Source organism: Streptomyces sp. NPDC047079 (assembly GCF_040643755.1).
GTDB lineage: Bacteria > Actinomycetota > Actinomycetes > Streptomycetales > Streptomycetaceae > Streptomyces.
Genome location: NZ_JBEYUZ010000008.1, coordinates 165,278 through 190,226, shown reverse-complemented (window position 1 = coordinate 190,226; position 24,949 = coordinate 165,278). Strand labels below are relative to the sequence as shown.

General features: G+C 71.3%; 19 protein-coding genes. 14 read left to right on the top strand and 5 right to left on the bottom strand.

Annotated features, from left to right (window positions below; translation table 11 throughout):
• Positions 1-125: 125 nt before the first annotated feature.
• Positions 126-659 (bottom strand): TerD family protein, encoded by a 534-nt coding sequence (locus tag ABZ823_RS14155; RefSeq protein ID WP_361658586.1) that lies wholly within the window; start codon positions 657-659, stop codon positions 126-128.
• A gap of 152 nt (positions 660-811) precedes the next feature.
• On the opposite strand from ABZ823_RS14155, the gene ABZ823_RS14150 reads away from it, so the two are divergent.
• The 3 genes from ABZ823_RS14150 to ABZ823_RS14140 all read left to right on the top strand — a co-directional run bounded on the left by ABZ823_RS14150 (position 812) and on the right by ABZ823_RS14140 (position 3,143).
• Positions 812-1,417: a YdbC family protein gene (locus ABZ823_RS14150; protein WP_361658583.1), complete on the top strand. Its 606-nt coding sequence runs from the start codon at positions 812-814 to the stop codon at positions 1,415-1,417.
• Positions 1,418-1,565: 148 nt separating this feature from the next.
• Positions 1,566-2,225, top strand: coding sequence for a phosphoglycerate mutase family protein (locus ABZ823_RS14145; RefSeq protein ID WP_361658580.1), 660 nt, complete (start codon positions 1,566-1,568; stop codon positions 2,223-2,225).
• A 12-nt stretch (positions 2,226-2,237) separates the two neighbouring features.
• On the top strand, positions 2,238-3,143 hold the full coding sequence (locus ABZ823_RS14140; protein ID WP_361658578.1) for an ADP-ribosylglycohydrolase family protein: 906 nt from the start codon (positions 2,238-2,240) through the stop codon (positions 3,141-3,143).
• Positions 3,144-3,386: 243 nt separating this feature from the next.
• Here ABZ823_RS14140 and ABZ823_RS14135 read toward each other — a convergent pair whose 3' ends face one another.
• On the bottom strand, positions 3,387-4,934 hold the full coding sequence (locus tag ABZ823_RS14135) for an MFS transporter (RefSeq protein WP_361658575.1): 1,548 nt from the start codon (positions 4,932-4,934) through the stop codon (positions 3,387-3,389).
• A gap of 176 nt (positions 4,935-5,110) precedes the next feature.
• Between ABZ823_RS14135 and ABZ823_RS14130 the strand changes: the two genes are divergently transcribed.
• From ABZ823_RS14130 to ABZ823_RS14120, 3 genes are all read left to right on the top strand, one after another.
• The gene (locus ABZ823_RS14130; RefSeq protein ID WP_361658737.1) at positions 5,111-5,734 is read left to right on the top strand and encodes a TetR/AcrR family transcriptional regulator; all 624 of its coding nucleotides are present in this window, start codon (positions 5,111-5,113) and stop codon (positions 5,732-5,734) included.
• A gap of 137 nt (positions 5,735-5,871) precedes the next feature.
• Positions 5,872-6,573, top strand: coding sequence for a ribonuclease HII (locus ABZ823_RS14125; RefSeq protein ID WP_361658573.1), 702 nt, complete (start codon positions 5,872-5,874; stop codon positions 6,571-6,573).
• 69 nt (positions 6,574-6,642) lie between these two features.
• A complete protein-coding gene (locus ABZ823_RS14120) occupies positions 6,643-7,254 on the top strand; it encodes a hypothetical protein (RefSeq protein WP_361658571.1) in 612 nt (203 codons plus the stop codon).
• Positions 7,255-7,666: 412 nt separating this feature from the next.
• Here the strand turns inward: ABZ823_RS14120 and ABZ823_RS14115 are convergent, their stop codons facing one another.
• Entirely contained in the window at positions 7,667-8,302 is a 636-nt protein-coding gene (locus tag ABZ823_RS14115) for a hypothetical protein (protein ID WP_361658569.1), read from the bottom strand.
• A 234-nt stretch (positions 8,303-8,536) separates the two neighbouring features.
• On the bottom strand, positions 8,537-10,786 hold the full coding sequence (locus ABZ823_RS14110; protein WP_361658566.1) for a RecQ family ATP-dependent DNA helicase: 2,250 nt from the start codon (positions 10,784-10,786) through the stop codon (positions 8,537-8,539).
• Between the two features lie 134 nt (positions 10,787-10,920).
• Between ABZ823_RS14110 and ABZ823_RS14105 the strand changes: the two genes are divergently transcribed.
• From ABZ823_RS14105 to ABZ823_RS14075, 7 genes are all read left to right on the top strand, one after another.
• The gene (locus tag ABZ823_RS14105; RefSeq protein ID WP_361658564.1) at positions 10,921-12,459 is read left to right on the top strand and encodes a DUF4192 domain-containing protein; all 1,539 of its coding nucleotides are present in this window, start codon (positions 10,921-10,923) and stop codon (positions 12,457-12,459) included.
• A gap of 200 nt (positions 12,460-12,659) precedes the next feature.
• Positions 12,660-14,801 carry a glycogen debranching N-terminal domain-containing protein gene (locus tag ABZ823_RS14100; protein ID WP_361658561.1) on the top strand — a complete coding sequence of 714 codons (2,142 nt, stop codon included), beginning with the start codon at positions 12,660-12,662 and terminating at the stop codon, positions 14,799-14,801.
• Between the two features lie 131 nt (positions 14,802-14,932).
• Complete coding sequence (locus ABZ823_RS14095) at positions 14,933-15,691, top strand: NUDIX hydrolase (RefSeq protein WP_361658558.1); 759 nt, start codon at positions 14,933-14,935, stop codon at positions 15,689-15,691.
• A 107-nt stretch (positions 15,692-15,798) separates the two neighbouring features.
• Positions 15,799-17,538, top strand: coding sequence for an ABC transporter ATP-binding protein (locus ABZ823_RS14090; protein ID WP_361658555.1), 1,740 nt, complete (start codon positions 15,799-15,801; stop codon positions 17,536-17,538).
• A 162-nt stretch (positions 17,539-17,700) separates the two neighbouring features.
• Positions 17,701-18,588, top strand: coding sequence for a FadR/GntR family transcriptional regulator (locus ABZ823_RS14085; protein WP_361658553.1), 888 nt, complete (start codon positions 17,701-17,703; stop codon positions 18,586-18,588).
• Between the two features lie 597 nt (positions 18,589-19,185).
• A complete protein-coding gene (locus ABZ823_RS14080; RefSeq protein WP_361658550.1) occupies positions 19,186-20,709 on the top strand; it encodes an RNA polymerase sigma factor in 1,524 nt (507 codons plus the stop codon).
• A 119-nt stretch (positions 20,710-20,828) separates the two neighbouring features.
• Complete coding sequence (locus ABZ823_RS14075) at positions 20,829-21,647, top strand: serine protease (RefSeq protein WP_361658548.1); 819 nt, start codon at positions 20,829-20,831, stop codon at positions 21,645-21,647.
• A gap of 232 nt (positions 21,648-21,879) precedes the next feature.
• Here ABZ823_RS14075 and ABZ823_RS14070 read toward each other — a convergent pair whose 3' ends face one another.
• On the bottom strand, positions 21,880-22,107 hold the full coding sequence (locus ABZ823_RS14070; RefSeq protein WP_361658545.1) for a hypothetical protein: 228 nt from the start codon (positions 22,105-22,107) through the stop codon (positions 21,880-21,882).
• A 443-nt stretch (positions 22,108-22,550) separates the two neighbouring features.
• Here ABZ823_RS14070 and ABZ823_RS14065 point away from each other — a divergent pair, with 443 nt between their 5' ends.
• The gene (locus ABZ823_RS14065; RefSeq protein ID WP_361658542.1) at positions 22,551-24,674 is read left to right on the top strand and encodes a DNA topoisomerase IV subunit B; all 2,124 of its coding nucleotides are present in this window, start codon (positions 22,551-22,553) and stop codon (positions 24,672-24,674) included.
• Positions 24,675-24,949 lie beyond the last annotated feature (275 nt).

Genomic DNA, 24,949 nt, shown 5'->3' with positions numbered 1-24,949 from the left:
CGGGCGTGGTGAGGACCACCGTCTGAGTCGCGAGGCGGGGAAACCTCCTTCGGGGTTTCCCCGCCTCGCCGCATCTGCCATCTGCCGCGCGTCACGGTTTCACGTGGGGATGTGCCGGGAGCGGCTCAGGAGTCGTGGGAACCGCCCATGACACGGGCGAAGCCCTCCGGATCCGTGTCGTATCCATGGATCCCGGGCCGGAACATCCACTCGCCCGAGTCGTCGCGGACGAACTCGGCCACCCTCGCCGCCGTCGAACCCAGGACGCCACCGAAGTCGTCCTCGGCGAGCACGGTGTACCCCTCGCGCAGCCGCAGCGCCGGGTTCAGGACATCGACGAACGTCTTGCGGCCGGCGCGCTGTTGGATGAGCACGCCGGCCACCACGCGCGCGTACCGGCTGTCGAGCCGGTAGAGCTCGAGCGTCATGACCTCGTCCCAGCCGAAGCCCTTGCCGTCCAGGCTGTCGCGGTTGAGATAGATGGTGCCGTCGGGGGAGCGGCTGTCGAAGTGCACGACATAGGCGGGAGCCCCATAGGGGTCGTCCGCCAAATAGGTCGCGGCAACGATGTCGAGATCGGTGGGCGACTGACCGTTCGGACTGGGGTCCCACTTCAGTGCCAGCTCGGCCTTGTCGATGCCTTTGTTGAGACCGCTCATCCCTCATCCCTCCCCGTCGGCGCGGCCCCGCGTCAACTCCTGTGCTTCGGGGCCCAGTTGTCCATTGTGCCTCGCTACGCGGGGGGCACTCGCCCGTGTGTACTCTCCCGGAGCGTGACCGACGCCACCTGGTGGGGCCGTACGATGGCGCGGTGCTGGTCAAGTGGACTCGCTGCACCGTGGTGGACCGCCGCGGTTTCGAACGGGGGCAGCGGAAGTGGGCGGGGCTGCCGGGGGAGCCGGGTTTCCGGGGGCAGGGCGGGGGCTTCAGCCGGGTCAGGCCCGGTGTGGCGCATGTCTTCGCGTTCTGGGAGAGCCGCGCCTTCTACGACTCGTTCATGGCGCGCTCCCACGACCGGCTTGCCGCGTCGCAGTCGGGCACGTTCAAGGACCCGCAGGTCCGGCTCTTCGACTACCGCTTCGACGTGAAGACCGGCTTCGAGCCCCGTTTCTCGGACGCCGATCTGGTCCGCGTCGCCCATTGCCGGGTTCACGAGGAGCGGGCCGAGCACTTCGCCCTGATGCAGGAGAAGGTCTGGAATCCGGCCATGGCGGGATCGCCGGGCATGATCCGCGGACTGTTCGGCGAGGGGCCGGGCCATGAGTTCCTCATCCTGTCCATGTGGCAGTCGGCGGCGGAGCACGGCAAGTACCGCGAGGAGCGCGTGGAGCGCCTGGCGCTGAGGGCACAGACGGAGGCGGACGTGGCGGCGCTCACCGGGGACATCGTGGAGTTGGAGCCGACCTGGACGGTGTGAGGGGGCGTCGCGCGCGATCCCCGGGGGCGCGCCCTCGGGGTGAGTTTGGAATCCGGACCGAGCGCGTGTGGAAGCTCCCCGTGTGACCTGCGCCGTATGGAGCCTCTCCGGGTGCCCTTTCGGCCCTCACCCGATCTAGGGTTTTGGCATGGCACGACCACGGCGCATCGTCCTTGTCCGACACGGCGAGTCGGTGGGCAATGCCGATGACTCCGTGTACGAGCGCGAGCCCGACCACGCGCTTCCGCTGACCGACAGGGGTTGGCGGCAGGCGGAGGAGACGGGCAAACGGCTGCGGGAGCTCTTCGGCAGGGAGCGCGTCAGCGTGTACGTCTCCCCGTACCGCCGCACCCACGAGACGCTCCGCGCCTTCCACCTCGACCCCGATCTCGTCCGCGTCCGTGAGGAGCCCCGGCTGCGGGAGCAGGACTGGGGCAACTGGCAGGAGCGCGACGACGTACGGCTGCAGAAGGCCTACCGGGACGCGTACGGACACTTTTTCTACCGCTTCGCCCAGGGGGAGTCCGGCGCCGACGTATACGACCGGGTCGGCGGCTTTCTGGAGAGTCTGTTCCGGAGCTTCGAGGCCCCTGACCACCCGCCGAACGTGCTTCTGGTGACGCACGGCCTGGCGATGCGGCTGTTCTGCATGCGCTGGTTCCACTGGACGGTCGCCGAATTCGAGTCGCTCTCCAATCCCGGCAACGGCGAGACACGCATGCTCCTCCTCGGGGAGGACGGCAGATACACACTCGACCGGCCGTTCGATCGCTGGCGTGATCCGGACCCGTACTGGATCACGGGATAGAGTGGCAGAGAGATGACCGCTGACTCCTCTCCCGACGGGCGTCTGGAACGCGCCCTGGCTGCCCTGCGCGGACTGGCGGTGGGGGACGCGCTGGGCGCACAGTTCTTCCTTCCCGCGAACTACCCCCTGCTCCAGCGCCGCGAGCTGCCGCCCGGCCCCTGGTCGTGGACCGACGACACGGAGATGGCCTGTTCCGTCGTCGCCGTGGTGGCCGCGCACCGCCGCGTGGACCAGGACGCGCTGGCGCGCTCCCTGGCGAAGCACCACGGTGCCGCCCGGCGGCACGAACCGGCCATCGACCGGCTGCTGGAGCGGATCGCCGCAGGCGGCGACTGGCGGGAGCTGGCCGCCTCGCTGTTCCGGGGCCATGGCTCGTGGGGCAGCGGCGCCGCGGTACGGGCCGCCCCCCTGGGTGCCTGGTACGCGGACGATCCCGAGCAGGCCACGCACCAGGCGGAGATCTCCGCCTATCCGACGCATCAGCACCGCGAGGCCGTGGTCGGGGCGATGGCCGTCGCCGCGGCCGGCGCGCTGGCCGCCGATCCGGCGGGTCCGCCGAGCGCCGAGGCGCTCCTCGACGGGGTCGTCGCGCTCGTGCCGAAGAGCGCCGTCGGCATGGGTGTGCGACGCGCCCGGGACATGCTCGACTACGACGACGCGGCGACCGTCGCCGCCGTACTGGGCTGTGGGCGGCGCACGACGGCGCACGACACGGTGCCCTTCGCGCTGTGGTCCGCCGCGCGCGCTCTCGGTGACTACCGGCGGGGTTTCTGGAGCACCGCCCAGGTGGGCGGCGACATGGACACGACCTGCGCCATCGTCGGATCGGTGGTCGCCTCCGGGAAGGCCGGGACGCCTCCCGGGGAGTGGCAGCAACGGGTGGAGCCGCTGCCGGGCTGGACTCCTGCTTCCGCGTAGGCGGTCGGACCGCTGACCGGCTCCGCCCCTCTCGAGCCTGCCGAGTCGTCCACCGTGCCACGGGACGACATGCCGCGGACGGAACGACCGGCGACCCGGCCGCCGTCCCGACGGGCGACATGCTGCCGCCGTCCGCTCCGGCCCCCGGTGGGACGGGAGGCGGGAGCGGACGGGACGGCTCAGCCCGAGGGGGCCGGCGCGTTTCAACCCGTGGCGACGATGCCCGCGACGGGACCCTGCGTGTCAGCCCGCGGCCGGGCCCGCCGCGCCGGAAAGGGCCTCCAGGTCGCTCTTGCGTACGCGGATGACCACCGCGGCCGTGACCAGCGCCAGCACGGCCATCCCGGCGGCCGGGAGGAACGCCGTCCCGATGCCGTGGGCGAGCACCTCGTGCCCCCAGGGAGCGGGCAGCTGGTGTGTCTTGGCGAACTGTGCCTTCTGCTCCGCCGTGCCGTTCGTGAGGAAGTTCGGCACCTGCTTCTCCGCCTCGTTCCGGCTCGCCGTGCCGAAGACCGTGGTCAGGATGGACAGTCCGAGGGAGCCGCCCACCTGCTGCGTGGCGTTGAGCAGGCCGGAGGCCGCGCCCGCCTCGCGGGGAGCGACCCCCGAGACGGCGGTGAGCGTCAGCGTGACGAAGTTCAGCCCCATGCCCACGCCGAACAGCAGCATCGGGCCGAGCACACCGGAGACGTACGAACTGCCGGGGCCGATGAACGTCAGCCAGCCCAGCCCGATCGCGACGAGCGTCGCTCCGGTCAGCATGAACGGCTTCGGGCCGAGCACCGGCAGGAACCGCTGCGACAGACCCGCGCCGATCACGATCGCCACCGTCACCGGGAGGAAGGCCACGCCGGCCGAGATCGGCGAGTATCCCAGCACGTTCTGCACGAACAGCACGATGTAGAAGAACATGCCGAACATCGCCGCGGCCAGGCTCAGCATGATCACGTACGTGCCCGAGCGGTTGCGGTCGGCGAACATCCGCAGCGGTGTTATCGGCTCCTTCGCCCGCGCCTCGATGAGGGCGAACGCCACCAGCAGCACCACGGCCGCCACGAAGGAACCGATCGTGATGCTGTCCCGCCAGCCGTCCTCGGAGGCGCGGATGAAGCCGTACACAAGGGACGCCATGCCCAGCGTCGAGGTGAGCGCGCCCGCGATGTCGAAGCGTCCCGGATGGCGTTCGGACTCGTTGATGTAGAGGGGAGTGAGCGAGGCGATCAGAATGCCGATGGGCACGTTGACGAAGAGCACCCAGCGCCAGTCGAGCCACTCCGTGAGCATGCCGCCGGCCAGCAGGCCTATCGCGCCGCCACCGGCCGAGACCGCGGCGAAGACTCCGAAGGCCCGGTTGCGCTCCGGGCCTTCGGGAAACGTGGTGGTGATGAGCGCCAGCGAGGTGGGCGACGCTATCGCGCCACCCATGCCCTGCAGAGCGCGCGCGGCCAGCAACTGCCAGGGTTCCTGGGCGAGTCCGCCGAGCAGCGAGGCGAAGGTGAACAACAGGATGCCCGCCATGAAGATCCGGCGCCGACCGAGGATGTCCCCGGCCCGGCCGCCGAGAAGCAGCAGGCCACCGAAGGTGAGCGTGTACGCGCTGACCACCCATGTCAGGTCGGTCGTGCTGAACTTGAGCGCGTCTTGAATGTGCGGGAGTGCGATGTTCACAATCGTCGCGTCGAGTACCACCATGAGTTGGCAGGCCGCGATGACGGTGAGTGCGATGCCGGGACGCCCCTCCCGGCGGGCGGCTGTCGGCTTGGTTTCCTGAATCAACGGAGAGGTTGTCACTATGGGTCCCCCACGAGTGCCTTAGTGAACGCTCGCGTTCACTGTCGCGTCAAACGGTAATGAGTCCCCATCAGTGAACGCAAGCGTTCACTGAGTTCGTTACCGCTCGACGTTTCCCCGCCGCCCGCCCCTGTCCCCGGAATCCCCGCTTCCCTTTGCCCAACGGAGAAACACAGATGGGTACTTCGCCCTGGACGGACGCCTCTGCCCAGTCGGCCTCCCTCCGCCGGCGCGGCGCCGTGCTCGAGCGTGCGATCCTCGACGCCGCCCTGGAGCAGCTCAGTACGGTCGGCTGGAACGGCCTCACGATGGAGGGCGTCGCCGCCGGTGCCCAGACCGGCAAGGCCGCGGTCTACCGCCGTTGGTCGTCCAAGGAGGACCTCGTCGCCGACGCCCTCCAGGCCGGACTGCCGCGCTTCGATGTGGCACCCGACCTCGGGAGTGTGCGCGAGGACCTGCTGGCGTTGTGTCGGCAGGCACGTGAGGCGATGTACTCGCGCCCTGGGTTCGCGCTTCGCTCTGTGATTCACGAATGCGACACCTTGCAGGCTGAACGCTTCCATGGCGTGATCGTCGAGGGCGTCGTGGAGCCGACCATCACACTGCTGCGCGAGGTCATCAACCGAGGAATCGAACGGGGAGAGGTGCGAGCCGACGCCGCGAACGGATATGTCCTCGACGTCATGCCGGCCATGATGATGTACCGCTCAAAGATGTGCGGAAGCGAATGGAATGAGCGGGACATCGAGGAGATGATCGATCAGCTGATGATCCCGCTACTGCGGCCGGAACGCCACTGACACCGCTTCGGAAGCCCGTCCGGGCGGAGCCGTGACCGGCCTGCGGGGGCGGCTGCGGCGTCCGTCGGCTGGGGTGCGGTTGCCCGGGGAAACCTGGGTGTCGCGCGGGGATCGCGGCAGCGTACGCTAAGGGCGCCATGCCGTACGAACCGCCTACTCACACCGTCGAGCGCTCCCTTCGCGCAACGACCGGAGCGAAGGTCATCGCCGGTGTCGACGAGGTGGGGCGCGGTGCCTGGGCCGGTCCCGTCACCGTCTGCGCCGCGGTCACGGGCCTACGCCGACCGCCCGAGGGCCTCACCGACTCCAAGCTGCTCACCGTCAAGCGGCGCACCGCGCTCGCCCAGGAGTTGGAGCGGTGGGTGACGGCCTATGCCCTCGGTCATGCCTCCCCCGACGAGATCGACGAGCTCGGGATGACGGCCGCGCTCCGGCTCGCGGCGGTACGCGCCCTGGACGCGCTGCCCGTCCGGCCCGACGCGGTCATCCTCGACGGGAAGCACGACTATCTGGGGGCGCCCTGGAGAGTGCGTACGGTGATCAAGGGTGACCGGTCCTGCGTGGCGGTCGCCGCGGCGTCCGTGATCGCCAAGGTCCACCGCGACAAAATGATGGCCGAACTGGGTATCGACCATGCAGACTTCGGTTTTGCGGCCAACGCCGGATATCCCTCGCCGGTGCACAAGGCCGCGCTGGAGGAGCGGGGCCCCACCCCGTACCACCGCTTGTCGTGGGCGTATCTTGATGCGCTGCCCCAGTGGCGGCACCTCAAGAAGGTCCGCAGCTGGGTGGACGGAATCGCGCCGGAGATCGAAGGCCAGCTCGGCTTCGACTTCTGACCGGTTCCGATCGCACTCATGTGCCACCCGCCGAGGCAAGTAGCACCGGCGTTTGATAGATATCAACCCATGCCTCTCATTCCCGAGGAGCCTCAGATTCACGAGAGTGCCCAGGGTCCCCGCGTCACGCCGGCCGCCGGCCGCACCGCGCCGACCCCCCGTCCCGTACCCGGCCCCCGCCCCGCGGCCCCCGCGCGTCCCGGCCGTCCGGGGCCCGTCCGGCCGATGCCGGCCCAGCGCGCCACGCGCGATCCTGCCGCGGCCAAGCCCGGGCCGCCCGCGCCCACGGCCACTCCGCAGATCCAGCTGATCCCGGCCTCGGCCGACGGTGCGCTGGACGCTGCCGAGGAAGCCGTCGACCTGCTGCTGGAGTCCGGTCGTGCCCCCGGCGACGTGCTGGTGATCACCACCGGCGAGTTGCATCCATGGGCCGCGCACGAACTGTCGTTCGGTGAAGCTTCGTACTGGGCGCAGCATGACGCCCGTGACGACGTCTTCTACGCCGACGCCTCCAGCGCTTCCCGCGCCGCCGCCCGCCCGGTGGTCGTGGCCGCCGTCAACGGCGGCTCCGACGCCGCTGTCGCCGCCGCGCTTCCGCTGGCGCTCGGCCGGGCCGATGCCCTGCTGATCGTCTGCGGTGACCCCAAGCAGATCAACTCGGTGCTGGGCGCAGGCGTCTGAGCGGGCCGGACCCGGTCCGGTCCGCTCGCCCGCTGCCCGTCCCGCACCGGCAGCCCGGGTCCCGGGCTGCCGTCCGGACCGCGGGGAGCCGGTCGGTGGGCGCCGTGTCGGCGGCGTCTGTACGGCGGTCGCTTCGTCATGCGTGGAGCCGGGGCGCGGCGGCCCGCGTGCCTGGCCGGAATGACTGGAACGGCGGCCTGCGGGCCCAGGCCGGGGCAGGTGCGTGGACTGGCGCGCAGGCAAGGCGGTGCCCGTCGGTGGGTCCGCGGTGCTCTGTGCCTGAGGTCTGCTTCGTGTCGAACGGCCATAGACGTCGCGTCGCCCTTCCGCGAGCCGCGGCGACTTCCTCGGTCGTACGGTGCCGGATCGCGGCAGGGTGCCTTACGCCGCCGCCGCGTCTTCCGGGGGTGCCTCAGCGGGCGGCGGCCCGGCGCAGCACCTCCGAAGCGGCACCTCCGGTGCGCGGCAGCGGAGGCGTCCCTCCCGCCACGTCGAACGCCTCCGGCGGTGACTGCGCGTTGGGGCGGCGTCCACCGCGACCCTCGCCCAGGACCTGCCAGCCGTCACGCGTCAGCGTGACGTACGCGCCGCAGCGCAGCCCGTGCAGAGTGCAGGCGTCGCGCAGGCCCCACATCCAGGCCCCGTCCTCCTCCGTCCAACGCCCCTCGCCCTCACGGCAGTAGAGCAGCACGGCGGTCCGCACGGGCGTACGGCGACGCAGGTCGTGCGGGATGACCCGGCGCAGCTGGGCGAGCAGCGCGTTGCGGAACACCCAGCCGTCCGCCGGTGCCGGACGCCGGGTGAACGAGGCGCTCGCCCGTAGCCGTTCGTCCGGGTCCAGCACGGCCACGACGGCCGTGGAGGGCCGTGGGCGGTGCAGGGCGTGCAGTTCGCCGACGATTTCCCGGGGGTTGCGCAGCAGTGGAATTCCGGCGGCTGCCCATTCCGCGGGCTCGAGCATCCTGGCCACGGGATTGGCGGAAGCGGCCGACGGTCCGGCTGAGGCCGACATGGACGCCGCCGAGGACGGAGCGAATCCGAAGGTCACGATCCTCCCTTCGGCTACGCGCCCATACTGCGGGCGGGGTCGGACTAGGGGGTGCACACCGCAACAAAACCCTGTCGGATCACGGACGTGCCGTGCGGGATGCGGGACCTCCAATTCTTCCCGTCGAACTGGAATGCGGCAACGAGCAATTGGGGCCACCGGCCGGTTTGTGCTGATGTGTGACCTATATCCCTGCCAGAGGTCTGCCCAGTGTGTTCCCGGTATGAGGGCGGGTCACGCCTGCACGGCGAGGACCAGCGGCAACACCCCCTCCGCCCCGGCCCGTCGCAGCATGCGCGCGGCCACCGCCAGGGTCCAGCCCGTCTCCGTCATGTCGTCCACGAGCAGCACGGGACCGGCCGCCGCCCGGAGGGCCGCGGCGAGGTCGGACGGCACGGTCAGCGCCCCGTCGAGTGCCTTCAGCCGCTGCGCGCTGTTGCTGCGCGGCAACCGCGGGACGTCGCCTGCATAGGCGACGGAGCCCAGCAGAGGCAGCCGCCCTGTCTCCGCGATATGCGTCCCGAGGGAGTGGATCAGCCGCGGATGCGTGCGCGAGGCCATGGTGACGACGCCGACGGGCCGCGGCTGGGCGTCGGGCGCTCCCGATGCCCAGCCGCCGGGCCCCTTCGCCCAGTCGGCCAGCACGCCGACCACGGCCCGCGCCACATCGTCCGGCACGGGACCGTCCGGGGCCTGGGACGCCAGTATCGGCCGCAGCCGGTTGCCCCAGCCGATGTCCGACAGCCGCCCGAGGGCGCGCCCCGGCGCCGCCTGCTCGCCGGCCGGGATGCGTCCCTTCAGCTCGACACCGACCGCCGGAAGGCCCGTCGGCCACATCTTGCGCGGCTCGACCTCCACGCCCGCGCGGCCGAGCTCACCGCGCGCCGCGTCGAGGGCGGCAGGGGAGACGGAGTCCGTGAACCGCGGTCCGGCACAGTTGTCACAGCGTCCGCAGGGCCTGGCGTCCTCGTCGTCCAGCTGGCGGCGCAGGAACTCCATCCGGCAGCCGGTGGTCGTCACGTAATCGCGCATCGCCTGCTGCTCGGTCTCCCGCTGCTTGGCGACCCAGGCATAGCGCTCGGTGTCGTACGTCCACGGGACGCCCGTCGCGATCCAGCCGCCCTGGACACGACGCACCGCACCGTCCACGTCGAGCACCTTGAGCATCGTCTCCAGCCGGGATCGGCGCAGGTCGACCAGCGGCTCGAGGGCGGGAAGCGACAGGGGCCGCCCCGCCCGCGCCAGGACGTCCAGAGTGCGCCGCACCTGCTCCTCCGGAGGGAAGGCGACCGAGGCGAAGTACTCCCAGATCGCCTGGTCCTCCCTGCCCGGCAGCAGCAGCACCTCCGCGTGCTCCACACCGCGCCCGGCCCGCCCCACCTGCTGGTAGTAGGCGATCGGGGACGAGGGCGAGCCGAGGTGCACCACGAACCCGAGGTCCGGCTTGTCGAAGCCCATTCCGAGAGCGGATGTGGCGACCAGCGCCTTGACCCTGTTGGCCAGCAGGTCCTCCTCGGCCTGCTGCCGGTCGGCGTTCTCCGTCCGGCCGGTGTACGACGCCACGGCGTGGCCGCACTGCCGCAGGAACGCCGTGACCTCCTCGGCCGCCGCCACCGTGAGGGTGTAGATGATCCCGGATCCCGGCAGCTCCGCGAGGTGATCGGCGAGCCAGGCCATGCGGTGGGCGGCGTCCGGGAGCCCGAGCACGCCCAGACGCAGGCTCTCCCGGTCCAGCGGCCCGCGCAGGACCAGAGCGTCCGTACCGGCCCCGGTACCCAGCTGCTCGGCCACGTCGGCCGTCACCCGTGCGTTGGCCGTCGCCGTCGTCGCCAGCACCGGGACACCGGGCGGCAGGTCCGCGAGCATCGTGCGCAGCCGGCGGTAGTCCGGCCGGAAGTCGTGGCCCCAGTCGGAGATGCAGTGGGCCTCGTCGACCACCAGCAGACCGGTCGCTGCCGCCAGCCGGGGAAGGACACGGTCGCGGAAGTCGGGGTTGTTCAGCCGCTCAGGACTCACGAGCAGGACGTCCACCGCCCCCGCGGCCACTTCGGTCTGGACGGTGTCCCACTCCTCGGTGTTGGACGAGTTGATGGTCCGCGCGTGGATACCGGCCCGGGCGGCAGCCTCTACCTGGTTGCGCATGAGAGCGAGGAGCGGCGAGACGATGACCGTCGGGCCCGCGCCGCGCTCGCGCAGCAGCGCGGTCGCGACGAAGTACACCGCGGACTTGCCCCAGCCCGTGCGCTGCACGACGAGGGCTCTGCGTCCGCCCGCCACGAGGGCCTCGATGGCCCGCCACTGGTCCTCGCGCAGCCGGGCGCCGCCCGTCGGCGCGCCGACGAGCCGGGTGAGCACGCTGTCCGCGGCAGCGCGCAGACCGCCGTCGGCCGGGGCCGGGGCGCTCGGGTCGTCGGCAGCGGTGCGTGGGTCGTCCGTCGCCGGGGTGGCTTCGTGCGTCGTGGGGCGGGGGTCTTCGTCGGTCATGGCGTCCATGCAACCCGATCCGCAGGACATCGCGCGAACGGGCTCCGCGAGCTGTGGACAACGCCTGACGTGCGCATGGCCGTGGTTATCCACAGCTCCAACCGGAATTCCAAGATCCGCGAGATGGTCGCCGCATGACGAACCACGACGAAGCGGCCGGCTGCTCCGGCATCGGTGACGGACCCTCCCACCACGGCGGCGAGACCACGGCCTACAACAGTCACGGCCCCTCGGGGCCGCTGGGCGAGCCCCAGATCACCCTGCGCACCCCGGCCGAGCTGGCCGACGCCCTGCCCTATCTGCTCGGGTACCGCCCCGAGGACAGCATCGTGCTGGTCGCGCTGCACGACCGGGAACGGCAGGGAAGGTTCGGCGGGCGCGCACGGCTCGGGATCCCCGACCACGCCGACGACTGGCCGTCCGCCGCTCAGCAATTGGCCCATGGACTGGTGGCCGGCAGTGAGCGCAGAGGTGCCCGGCCCGAGAGCATGGTGGCCTACGTCGTCCAGGAGCCCTCGAGCGGCGAAACGGGACGCGACGTGATGGAACGCCTTCGGCCGCTCGCCCAGTCGCTGCGCACGGCCTGCGGCAGCCTCGACGTCCCGGTGGTGGAGGCCCTGTGCGTCTCGGACGGCCGCTACTGGTCGTATTGCTGCCCGAGCCCGGGCTGCTGCCCGCCCGAGGGGCGGCCGATGGGCCTGCCCGGCACCTCGGTCCTGGCTGCCGCCGCCACCTACGCGGGCATCCAAGTGCGCGGCAGTCTGAAGGAGTTCAGGACCAGGCTCAGTCCGTGCGAGACCGAGGCCGCCCTCGGCCAGCAGGCGGCGCTGGACACCGCGAGTCGTGCGCTCGTCCCGCGGATCCTCGACGGCGACACCCGCGAGGACGTGACCGAGGACACCCTCGCACTGGCGGAGCGGGTGATGGCCCGGCTCGGCGAGGAGCCACCCGTGTCGGGTGCGGCGACGGCGGACCTGCGCGACGACGAACTCCTGGCCCACGACGAGGCGGCGGCTCTCATCCTCGGTCTCCAGGACCGCACGACACGCGACCGGGCCGCCGAGTGGATGGAGGGTGCCGAGGCCGCGGTGGCGCTGAGGCTGTGGCGGGCCCTGGCCCGCCGCTGCGTCGGCCCGTACGGCGAGCACGCCGCTGCCCCGCTGACGCTCGCCGGATGGGTCGCCTGGTCGACCGGCGACGAGCTGGAGGCCCGGGAAGCCTTCGCCATGGCCCTGGGCGCGGACCCGGACTACCTCTTCGCACGCCTTCTGCACCAGGCGTGCAACGAGGGACTGGATCCGGAGACCGTACGTCGTTGCCTGCGGACGGAGCGAGCGGGCCGATCCTCAAAGGAGGCTGCCGCGCCGGACGGCACCGACACGCCGGCAGTGGGCTCGCCCCGCGACACCGCCGGGGAGCGCCTCGAAGGCAGGGAGCCTTCCACACCGCAGCCCGGCCCTGCCCATAGGCACCGCGGGATGCGACCGGCGAGCGGCGGCAGGCCGAGCCGTCGCGCCCCGCGGGCGCTCGATGCCCGCCGACGGCGCCTCGCCGACACTCCTCCCGGCGCGGGGCCCCATCGCGACGGCCCACCTCAGCCGGCCGACGGCGCGAAGAACCGGTACCGGATCCATCGCGGCTCCCGTCGGCGCACGGGAGAGGGGGCCACATGAGTGAGTCCTGCGCTCCCCGGCACCGCCGTTCGACGGGCTTCCCCTCGCACGGGCGTGACTCCGGGCAGGTCCGTGCCGTTCACCTGAGTGGCGGAGCCCCCGTGCGGGTCGCGCCACCCACCCCTGCTCACGACCCTCCGGAGCCCCTCAGCCGGCGCCGGTCACGCCCGAGGCGTACCGAGCGCACAGGAAGCCGCCTTATGTCCCTGCCCCCACCGCCCCCCACCCACCACGGCACCCCACTTGGACACGGACCCTGGGCACCGCCCCTGGCCCCGGCGGGCGCGCCACCGGCCGGGCGAGAAAGGCCGGTAGGTACGACGGCTTCCGGGCCGCGTGCCGACCGGCAGGTCCACGCACCGCCCCGGCTCCCGCCTGCCCCGGCCCGTCGCATCGCCGACCTGCCGCCCGCCCACACCGCGCTGATCTGCGTCGCGCTGCCCGGCCTGGTGATCTCCTCGCACGAAGGACAGCTGACGGGGCAAGGTCTGGAAGGGTTCTACCGGGCGGGCCGGCGGGTGCTGTCCCGCTGCCGGCTGCTGGTGGCGGGGCGGGAGCCGCTTCCGGTGCAGGCCCGGATGGTCGGGGCCGACCGGGCCCGCTTCGTCGGCGCCGTGCACGCGTCACCGGACGCCGGACCCGATCCGGACGTCGTCGTGGAGCGCATCCGGTCGGCGGACGGCACCGAGCGGATCACGTTGCACAGCGCGGCGCCACGCCCCCTGCGCCTGCCTGTGGAGGTGGCCCTCGGCGCGGACCTCGCGGAGCTGGGTGCGATCGCCTCGGGTGACCCGGGACCCGAACTCACCGCCAGCGTGCACGACTCGGCGCTGCGTTGGTCCGGTCCGAAGGGCAACTGCGCGGTCATCGCCGACCCGCCGCCCGCCGACGCGCTCGCCTCCGCGGGGGTCCTGCGCTGGGAGGTAGTCCTGCCACCCGGCGGCACCCAGAGTCTGGAGCTGCGGATGCGGCCGGACGGCGCGGGAGCGGTCAGCACCGTGGGGCGCGCCGCGGCGAGTCCCTTCGCGCGGGCCCGGGCCACCGGGGACGACCCCAGAGTCGAGCCGTTTCTGCGTACCTGTGTCGATGACCTGAAGGCCCTGCTTCTGCGTGATCCCCTGCACCCCTCCGACAGCCACCTCGCGGCCGGTGCGCCGTGGCGCTGTGGACCGGCGCCCGCGGAGTCCCTGGCGGCGGCCCGGATGACATTGCCGCTCGGCACCCGGCTCGCCGTAGGCACGCTGCGCATCCTGGCGCGCACCCAACTCCACGGCCCGGGCCTTCGCTCGGGCATGATCCCGGGCCCGCGGAGGGACGCGGGAGCGTGGCTTGCGCCGAGTTGCACGGGTACCGAGGCCACCCTGCTCTTCCCCGTACTCCTCGCGGAGGCCCGGCGCTGGGGGCTTCCGGAGCGGGAGACGGAGGAGCTGCTGCCCGTGGCCGAGCACTGTCTGCGGTGGCTGCGCACCACCGTCGGGGACGGCGTCTACCTCCCCGATCCGCAGCCGGGCGGTTTGCTGCGCTGCGAGACCCAGGCAGCCGCCCACCGAGCCGCGATGCTGGGTGCCGACCTGCTCGAGGAGTGCGGGCGTCCCGGCGGGCCACACCTGCGTCAGTGGGCCGATGAGCTGCGCGGCGCGTTCCGGGAGGAGTTCTGGATCGAGGACCGGTCGGGCGGCAGACCCGCCGCCGCCCGCACCCGCGACGGTCGCCTGGTGCCGCACCTCGGTGCGGGGGCCGCCCACCTCCTCGACACCGGCCTGCTCGGCTCCGGCACGCCGGCACCCGGGTTGCTCGACAAGGTGAGGACCGAGCAGCTCGCCCGACTGCTCGCGGGTCCGGCCATGGACTCGGGCTGGGGGCTGCGCGGCCTGGCCGCCACGGAGCCGGCGTACAACCCGTTCGGGCACCGAGGCGGAGCGGTGCGGGTCCCGGAGACCGCCGTCGCCGTCGCGGGGCTGGCCGCCGCCGGCTACGAGAAGGAGGCGAGCGCCCTGCTGCACGGGGTGCTGGCGGCGGCGGAGGCATTCGGACACCGGCTCCCCGAGATGTTCGCCGGAGAACCGCGCACGGAAGGAGGCGCGCCCCTGCCGCATCCGGCCGCCTGCCGCCCGGCCGCAACGGCGGCCGCCGCCGGTGTGCTGCTGCTGACCGCGCTCGTCGGCATCCGCCCGGACGCCCCGGCCGGGACGGTGACCCTGAGCCCGATCCGCAGCGCACCGCTGGGGGAGATCGTGCTGAGGGGACTGAGACTCGCCGGAGCCCCCTTTTCCGTGCGTGTCGGACGCCTCGGCCTCGCCATGGTGGAGGAGGCGGCCGACGGACTGCAGCTGGGGGCCTGACCTCGGGAGACGTGCCAGTGAACGGTGAACGGCGGCCGCCGGTGAGCACCGTACCGGACAGATGTGCATCTGCCACCGAAGCGGTCGGCGAAGGGAGTGTTTATCGTCAGGAAGACGACTATGATCGCGGCATGCCCTACGACCCGTCAGCGTTTCCCCCCTTCGCCGTCACCGTGGACCTGGTCGTGCTGACCGTGCGCCGCCATGCCCTGTGCGCGCTGGCGGTACGCAGGGGTGAGCCGCCGTTCCAGGGCCGGTGGGCGCTCCCGGGCGGCTTCGTCAGGGCGGACGAGGACCTGGCGCAGGCGGCGGCGCGGGAACTGGCGGAGGAGACGGGGCTGTGCGCACACGACCCGGCCGCACCGGCACAGGACAACGGCGCCCATCTGGAACAGCTGGCCACGTACGGCGACCCCAAGCGAGACCCGCGGATGAGAGTGGTGAGCGTCGCCCACCTCGCCCTCGCCCCCGACCTGCCCGCGCCCCGGGCCGGAGGAGACGCCAACGGCGCGCGCTGGGCGCCCGTGGAAGAGCTGTTGCAGCAGGGCGGCTACGGCAGGGACGGCGAGCAGGCGGCGCCGCTCGCCTTCGATCACGCCCAGATCCTGGCGGACGGCGTCGAGCGCGCCCGATCGAAGATCGAGTACTCGTCGCTGGCCACCGCCTTCTGCCCGCCCGAATTCACCGTCGGCGAGCTGCGACGGGTCTACGAGGCCGTGTGGGGCGTGGCCCTGGACCCGCGCAACTTCCACCGCAAGGTGACGGGCACACCCGGCTTCCTCGTCCCCACGGGCGGTACGACGACCCGGCAGGGCGGCCGCCCCGCCCAGCTTTTCCGCGCGGGCGGTGCCACGCTGCTCAACCCGCCCATGCTGCGGCCCGAGGTCTGATCACCACGCGGACCCGGGCCCTGCGGCACGGCCCGGAACGAGACGGGAGCCGACGCCCGCCTGTCGGGTGACGGAAAAAACAGACATATCGCGCTATCTTGCTTCAAGTGATCCAGGCGATCGGACTGACCGGCGATCCCCGCAAGGACCTGTCGCCCGTCGTCGATGACGTGACCTTCGAGGCGCGCCCAGGTCAGGTGACCGCGCTCCTCGGGGCCTCCCGTGCGGGCAAGACGACAGTACTCAGGCTGATGCTCGAACTCCAACCGGGCCGTGGCATCACCCACTTCCGGGGCCGTCCACTGCACCGTCTCGCCCACCCGGCGCGCGAGGTGGGAGTCGTCCTCGGAGACGTCCCCGGTCACCCCGCCCGCACGGTCCGCGGCCATCTGCGAATGCTGTGCGCCGCCGTGGGTGTGCCCGCTGACCGTGCCGACGAAGTCCTCGAAGCGGTCGGACTCGTCGGCCTGCGTGACGAGCGCCTGGACAGCCTCTCGCGCGGGATGGACCGCCGCCTCGGTCTCGCCTGCGCCCTGCTCGCCGATCCGCACAGCCTCGTGCTGGACGATCCCACCGCCGGGCTGTCCGCCCGGGAAGGCCGCTGGCTGCACGGCGTTCTGCGGGCGCACGCCGCGCAGGGCGGCACCGTCCTGTTCGCCACGCGAGACCCCAAGGAGGCCGCGCACGCCGCCGACCACGTCATCACGCTCGACGAGGGCCGGCTCGTCGCCGACCAACCGGCTGCCGACTTCGCCCGCACCCGGCTGCGACCCCGCGTGGCCGTCCGCAGCCCGCACGCCTCACGGCTCGGTGACCTGCTCGCCAAGGAGGCCAGAACCGCGAGGCGTTCTGTGGAGATCGTCCAGGAGGACGGCAACCGGCTGTCCGTGTACGGCAGTACGTGCGCCGACGTCGGCGAGACCGCATTCCGGCACGGCATCCTCGTACACCAACTGGCGGACGAGGTAGGAGACATGGGGCCGACCGCAGGCGCGGACACTGCTCAGCCTTTGTCGGCCGAGGCGCTGGAGCGGGGCGATCTACCCCCACTGCCGCCGCCCATCAGCGTCCGGCCCACACCCAGCCCCCAGTACCCGCTGCGCTACGAACTGCGCCGCGCCACCGGGATCGGCACGGGCTCGCTCACCGCTGCCGTCGTACTCGTCACCTCCGCCCTGGTCTCCCTGGTCCTCGCCCGCGCCGGACACACCCCAGGGGGCCGACTGCTGGGCGCCTGGCCGCAGGAGCTCCCGCTGCCGCCCGCGGCGCTCGGCGCGGGGCTGCTCGGTGCCGTCGCCTTCGGTGACGAATTCCGCCACCCCGCTCTGGCGGCGGACCGCGGCGGTGTCCCGCGCCGCCTGAGACTGCTCGCCGCGAAGCTCCTGATCACGGGGGGCGCAGTGTTGACGCTGGCCTTTCTCGCCGTCGGCTTCGACTTCGAAGTGCTCTACGTCCTCTACGGGCGGGAGGTGGCGGAGGTTCCCGCCGACTGGCTCTCGCTCAGCGCGAGTTGGGCCGGTCTGGCCGTGGGGTGCGCCTGGGCCGGTGTGCTGGCGGCCGGCATCTTCCGGTCGACGACCGCCGGACTCGCCGCGGTGCTCGCGGTGCCGATCCTCGTCGTACCCCTCGTACAGAAAGCGCTGGGAGGCGGCTCCGTCCGGACCGCGGCGGGATTCGCCGCGCGGATGCGGGAAGTGGCGCTGCTGCGGTGGCCCTTCGGCGGCGAGAGGTATCTGGCCGCCGCGCTACGGATGATCGCTCAACCCGTGGGCGGCGCACTCGCCTTGTCCTTGGCCGCGCTGCTCGGCGCCTACCTGCTCGCCACGCGGCGCGGCAGGGCTCGATGAGCGCGGTCCGCGCCGATCTGTATCTCCCTGTGCGCAACTTCCTCGGAGAACGCCCATTTCTTTCCGATAAGGCGTCAATTGCGACAGGGTGAGCGATCACCCTTTCGTGTGCTTTTCACCAAAGACCTCAAGGGAGTTGGAGAGGGCGCCGACAAAGGATCCGTGAGTACCCTTGCGCACACCATGATGACCGCCGCCCGCTCAGCAGACTCCGGCCTGGCCGGACCGGGCGAACTCGACCGCTACCCCTACGCCGAGGCGCCCTCGGCCGACCGCGTCGGCACGCCCTCCTGGGAGGGCGCGGAACCGGAACTGGGCCGCGTCGGCCGTCGTGCCGCGGGCAGCCGCGGACGCGGACTGCACGGCCAACTCGTCCAGCAGCTCGGCCAGATGATCGTCTCCGGCGACCTCGGCGCGGACCGCCCGCTTGTCCCCGAGGAGATCGGCCAGCGCTTCGAGGTCTCCCGCACCGTCGTCCGCGAGTCGCTGCGCGTCCTGGAGGCCAAGGGCCTGGTCAGCGCCCGTCCGAACGTGGGCACGCGCGTGCGCCCCGTGAGCGACTGGAACCTCCTCGACCCGGACATCATCGAGTGGCGCGCCTTCGGGCCGCAGCGCGACGACCAGCGCCGCGAGCTCAGCGAGCTGCGCTGGACCATCGAGCCGCTCGCGGCCCGCCTCGCCGCCGGGCACGGGCGCGAGGACGTACAGCAGCGACTCGGCGACATGGTCGAGATCATGGGCCACGCCATGGGTCAGGGCGACTCCCTGACCTTCTCGCGCGCCGACGCGGAGTTCCACTCGCTGCTCATCCAGGTCGCCGGCAATCGGATGCTGGAACACCTCTCGGGGATCGTCTCGGCCGCCCTCCAGGTCTCCGGTGGTCCGGTCACCGGTTGCGAGCGGCCGAACGACGCGGCCCTCGCCCAGCACGGCCGCATCGTGGACGCGCTCGCCTCGGGTGACGGCGCGGCCGCCGAGGGGGCGATGCGTCAACTGCTCACCGTCCACCCCGAGGTGGAGCGCGTGGTGCCCGCACCCCGCGAGCACTGACCGCATCCCGCGGTCGATGCGATCGGGACCGGGCTGCTCGACGGGCAGTGTCCGACCTCGCCGCGGCCGGGCGCCGCATCTCCCGCCGTCGGGCTCCGTCGGATCCTCCCGGGACCCGGCGGAGCCCGACGGAGACCGGCGGCATCGCCGGGGTCGGTGCCGGTGCCCGTGAAGGAGTGGCGGATGTCCGCTGCCGGGCGCAGCCGTCGCGGCTTGACCCAGGCGCTCTCGGTCGTGGACTCCTGCCGTCGGTCATGGACTTCGCTGCCCGAGGCAAGCAATCCGCGGTGACGGGGCAGGGAGCCGCGACGGTCGAGCACCGGTCATGACGATCGCTGACCGCCTCTGCCCGTGTCTGGGCGTTTTTGAGCGGTTACGGGGTGTGACTCGGGCCACGCAGATTGGGCGTAACGCTCTTCGGGACTGCGCGATGACCTAAGAGGTGACAGCCGAGGAGGGAATACGGACGCCGGTCACGGCGCTGTGCATCCTCCCGGCCCCCGCCCGCGCCGTCGGCCCATCCCCAAGCCGGCGGTCGGCTCCTGTCCGTCATGGACGGGGCCGGAAGCCGTTTTCCAACGTTCCGAGAGGTTGTTCGTGTCGGCCAGCACATCCCGTACGCTCCCGCCGGAGATCGCCGAGTCCGTCTCTGTCATGGCTCTCATTGAGCGGGGAAAGGCTGAGGGGCAGATCGCCGGCGACGATGTGCGTCGGGCCTTCGAAGCTGACCAGATTCCGGCCACTCAGTGGAAGAACGTACTGCGCAGCCTCAACCAGATCCTCGAGGAAGAGGGTGTGACGCTGATGGTCAGTGCCGCAGAGCCCAAGCGCACCCGTAAGAGCGTCGCAGCGAAGAGTCCGGCCAAGCGCACCGCCACCAAGACCGTCGCGGCGAAGGCGGTGACCACCAAGAAGGCCGCCGCCCCGGCCGCTCCGGCCGCGCCGGTCGACGATCCGGCTGAGGACGCACCCGTCAAGAAGGCCGCCGCCAAGAAGACGGCCGCCAAGAAGACCGTGGCGAAGAAGGCCGTTGCCAAGAAGACCGCGGCCAAGAAGACGACGGCCAAGAAGGACGACGTCGAACTGATCGAAGAGGAAGTTCTCGAGGAGGCCAAGGGCGGCGACGAGCCCGAGGGCACCGAGAGCGCCGGTTTCGTGCTCTCCGACGAGGACGAGGACGACGCGCCCGCGCAGCAGGTCGCCGCGGCCGGCGCCACCGCCGACCCGGTCAAGGACTACCTCAAGCAGATCGGCAAGGTCCCCCTCCTCAACGCCGAGCAGGAGGTCGAGCTCGCCAAGCGCATCGAGGCCGGCCTCTTCGCCGAGGACAAGCTGGCCAACGCGGACAAGCTCGCCCCCAAGCTGAAGCGCGAGCTGGAGATCATCGCCGAGGACGGCCGCCGCGCCAAGAACCACCTTCTGGAGGCCAACCTCCGCCTGGTGGTCTCCCTGGCCAAGCGCTACACCGGCCGCGGCATGCTCTTCCTGGACCTCATCCAGGAGGGCAACCTCGGCCTGATCCGCGCGGTCGAGAAGTTCGACTACACCAAGGGCTACAAGTTCTCGACGTACGCCACCTGGTGGATCCGCCAGGCGATCACCCGCGCGATGGCCGACCAGGCCCGCACCATCCGTATCCCGGTGCACATGGTCGAGGTCATCAACAAGCTCGCTCGTGTGCAGCGTCAGATGCTCCAGGACCTGGGCCGCGAGCCCACCCCGGAGGAGCTGGCCAAGGAGCTCGACATGACCCCGGAGAAGGTCATCGAGGTCCAGAAGTACGGCCGTGAGCCCATCTCTCTGCACACCCCGCTGGGTGAGGACGGCGACAGCGAGTTCGGTGACCTCATCGAGGACTCCGAGGCGGTCGTCCCGGCCGACGCGGTCAGCTTCACGCTGCTCCAGGAGCAGCTGCACTCCGTGCTCGACACCCTGTCCGAGCGTGAGGCGGGTGTCGTCTCGATGCGCTTCGGTCTCACCGACGGTCAGCCGAAGACCCTCGACGAGATCGGCAAGGTGTACGGCGTCACCCGTGAGCGCATCCGCCAGATCGAGTCCAAGACGATGTCGAAGCTGCGTCATCCGTCGCGCTCCCAGGTGCTGCGCGACTACCTCGACTAGGTCTCGACGAGAGTGCAGAGGGGCCGGTTCCCAAGGGAACCGGCCCCTCTGCGTGTGCGCGATCCGGCGAACTGGATCACTGTGGGTGTTCTACCAACACCTCGCAGTGAGGAGTGAACATGCCTCGCCACTTCGCCCGAGCACTGGTCCTGTCAGCCGCGGCGGCCTTGATAACGCTGGGATCCCCGCCGTCTGCCACGGCGGACAGCATCGTCGTCGGAGGCTTTCCGGTGGACATCTCCCAGAGTCCGTGGACGGTCGCCATCTCCAGCCGTGACCGGTTCGGGGGTACGCGGGCCGGGCAGTTCTGCGGAGGAGTGGCGGTGGACCGGTCCACGGTGCTGACCGCGGCCCACTGCATGAGTGGGGCCGTTCTCGGCGCACCACCGGGACAAGTGCGCGATCTCAGAGTCATCGCCGGACGCACGGACCTTCTGTCCGGTCAGGGCGCGGAGATCCCGGTGCACACCGCCTGGGTCAATCCCCGGTACAACGGGGAGACGAACGTCGGTGACTTCGCCGTGCTGACGCTCGCCTCCCCCCTTCCGGCGGGTTCGGTGATCGGGATGGCGGCAGCCGGTGATCCCGCCTATACCCCGGGCACGACCGCGACGGTGTACGGGTGGGGTGATGTGACCGGGGATGGCGACTACGCGCACAGCCTGCGGGCTGCGAACCTCAAGGTGCTCCCGGACGCGGATTGCGCACGGGCCTATCCCGGTGGTGTGGACGGGAAGTACGACGCCGGCTCCATGCTGTGCGCCGGAGAGCCCAGGGGGGGCCGCGACGCCTGTCAGGGGGACAGCGGAGGCCCGCTCGTCGCCCAGGGGCGCCTCATCGGCCTGGTGTCGTGGGGCAACGGCTGCGGGCGGGCGGGGAGCCCCGGAGTCTATACGCGCGTCTCCGAGGTGGTCAGGGCCCTGGGCGGCCTCCGCTGAGCACGGCGTTCCGCCTTGCGGGCGCGTCGGACGCCAGTGGTCGTCGCGTGTGGTGCCCTGGGCCGCCTCGCACGTGCCGCGGGCCGTGTCCGGCCGGCGCGTCCGGCGGGGCGCCACGAGAATGCCGGCTCGTACGCGCCGGTACGAGTACGGGCGGCCATCCCGAGTGATCGGGATGGCCGCCCGTTCACCGGCTTCGCTGCCGGTGCAGGCTCGTCGTGGGCGCGAAGTCTCAGCGCTCCTCTTCGGAGGCGCTCGGAATGGAGGTGAGCCGCTCCGTCTCGTCCTGTATCTCAGCGGCGATCTTCTTGAGTTCCGGCTCGAACTTGCGACCGTGGTGGGCGCAGAAGAGCAGTTCTCCGCCGCTCAGGAGGACGACGCGCACGTACGCCTGGGCGCCGCAGCGGTCGCAGCGGTCAGCGGCCGTCAGCGGGCTCGCGGGGGTCAGAACAGTAGTCACGTCGCCTCTTCTCTAGCTCGACGAGCTGTCGTACCAGGGTCAACATCCAACCAGGCCGAAAACGTTCCCGCTCGCGGCTTTTCCTCGAAAAGTTTCTTTCCGAGCCGGCTGTCTGCTGCCGGTTGGCGGCGAATGTGCCGTATTGCGTGTCTTGTGTAGTACGGATTCGCGCTGTCTGTCGATTGTCTCGCCCTCCCGGCGGGGTTGCCGGTTGTTCATGAGGACGTGCCCGGAGCCTAAATGGTTCATGCCTCGAAGGGAACGTGATATGCGCTTCACCTCCTGCTGTAGATCGAACGTTCGTGCGACTGTGGACTAGTGTGGGTTCGGACGAGGGTGGCGGTACAACGGCTCTACCAGGCCTCGGTACCCTCGGACCGGTGACCGAAGCCGGCCCCTTACCCCAATGGGCCACATCCAAAATTCAGCGAGGAGCGAACCGCGTGACCGCCGAGACGTCCGTGCCGTCCACAGCGCTGCTCACCGGAGCAGACCGGGACGGTTCCAACTACACCGCGCGGCACCTGCTCGTCCTCGAAGGCCTCGAGGCCGTGCGCAAGCGCCCCGGCATGTACATCGGCTCGACCGACAGCCGCGGTCTGATGCACTGCCTCTGGGAGATCATCGACAACTCCGTCGACGAGGCCCTCGGCGGACACTGTGACCACATCGAGGTGATCCTGCACGACGACGCCTCGGTGGAGGTGCGGGACAACGGCCGAGGCATCCCGGTCGACGTGGAGCCCAAGACCCGCCTGTCCGGTGTCGAGGTCGTGATGACCAAGCTGCACGCGGGCGGCAAGTTCGGCGGTGGCTCGTATGCCGCGTCCGGCGGTCTGCACGGTGTCGGTGCGTCCGTGGTCAACGCGCTGTCCGCGCGCCTGGACGTCGAGGTCGACCGTGGCGGTCACACCCACGCCATCAGCTTCCGGCGCGGCGTGCCGGGCGCTTTCGCGGGTGAGGGCCCGGACGGGAAGTTCGAGGCCAAGGGCGGCCTGCGCAAGACGAAGAAGCTGCCCAAGACCCGCACCGGCACGCGTGTGCGCTACTGGGCCGACCGCCAGATCTTCCTCAAGGACGCCAAGCTCTCCCTGGAGACGCTGCACCAGCGCGCCCGTCAGACGGCGTTCCTGGTGCCCGGCCTGACCATCGTCGTCCGCGACGAGTACGGGCTCGGTGAGGGCGGCAGCAAGGGCGAGGAGTCCTTCCGGTTCGATGGCGGGATCAGCGAGTTCTGCGAGTACCTGGCGAACGACAAGCCGGTCTGCGACGTCCTCCGCTTCTCCGGGCAGGGCACCTTCAAGGAGACCGTTCCCGTCCTGGACGACCACGGCCAGATGACGCCCACCGAGGTGACCCGGGAGCTGGGCGTCGACGTGGCGCTGCGCTGGGGGACCGGGTACGACACGACGCTCAGGTCGTTCGTCAACATCATCGCCACCCCCAAGGGCGGCACCCACGTCGCCGGCTTCGAGCAGGCCGTGACCAAGACGCTGAACGAGGTACTGCGCGCCAAGAAGCTGCTGCGCGTCGCCGAGGACGACATCGTCAAGGACGACGCCCTGGAGGGCCTCACCGCGGTCGTCACGGTACGCCTGGCCGAACCTCAGTTCGAGGGTCAGACCAAGGAGGTCCTCGGCACCTCGGCGGCGCGCCGCATCGTCGCCAACGTGGTCACCAAGGAGCTCAAGGGATGGCTGACCTCCACGAAGCGTGACGCGGCCCAGCAGGCCCGCTCCGTTCTGGAGAAGGCCGTCGCCGCCGCACGCACACGCATCGCCGCCCGTCAGCACAAGGACGCGCAGCGCCGCAAGACGGCCCTCGAGTCCTCCTCGCTGCCCGCCAAGCTCGCCGACTGCCGCAGCGACGACGTCGAGCGCAGCGAGCTGTTCATCGTCGAGGGTGACTCCGCGCTCGGTACGGCCAAGCTCGCCAGGAACTCCGAGTTCCAGGCGCTGCTGCCGATCCGCGGCAAGATCCTCAACGTCCAGAAGTCGTCCGTGACGGACATGCTGAAGAACGCCGAGTGCGGCGCCATCATCCAGGTGATAGGAGCCGGATCGGGCCGGACCTTCGATCTGGACGCGGCCCGCTACGGCAAGATCATCATGATGACCGACGCCGACGTGGACGGCTCCCACATCCGGACCCTGCTTCTGACGCTGTTCCACCGTTACATGCGGCCCATGGTCGAGTCGGGCCGGGTGTTCGCCGCGGTGCCGCCGCTGCACCGTGTCGAGCTCGTCCAGCCGAAGAAGGGCCAGGACAAGTACGTCTACACCTACTCGGACCGCGAGCTGCGCGACAAGCTCCTGGAGCTGCAGAGCAAGAACATCCGGTACAAGGACTCCATCCAGCGCTACAAGGGTCTCGGCGAGATGGACGCCGATCAGCTGGCCGAGACGACGATGGACCCGCGCCACCGCACCCTGCGCCGGATCAACCTCTCCGACCTGGAGGCCGCCGAGCAGGTCTTCGATCTGCTGATGGGCAACGACGTGGCACCGCGCAAGGAGTTCATCTCCGGCTCGGCGGCGACGCTGGACCGGTCGCGCATCGACGCATAGCCCTGGTACGGGCCGGGCGGGACCCGGCCCCCGGTACGGGCCGGGCGGGACCCGGCGAACCCGGGGCCGGGACTGGGGGCGAGGACCCGGCGTCCACCGGGCCCCTGGGCGCCGCCGGGCGTGAACGATCCGTGCCCGCGGGGGCACCACCCTTATACGGGTCACCGCCGGAATCCGCGGGGATCCGCCGGGATCCCGCGGGGTCACCGACGTCGTCCGCAGGCATCGAGGGCCCCTGCCCGTCGGCCGAGCTCCGCACCCGGCGGTGCGGCAGG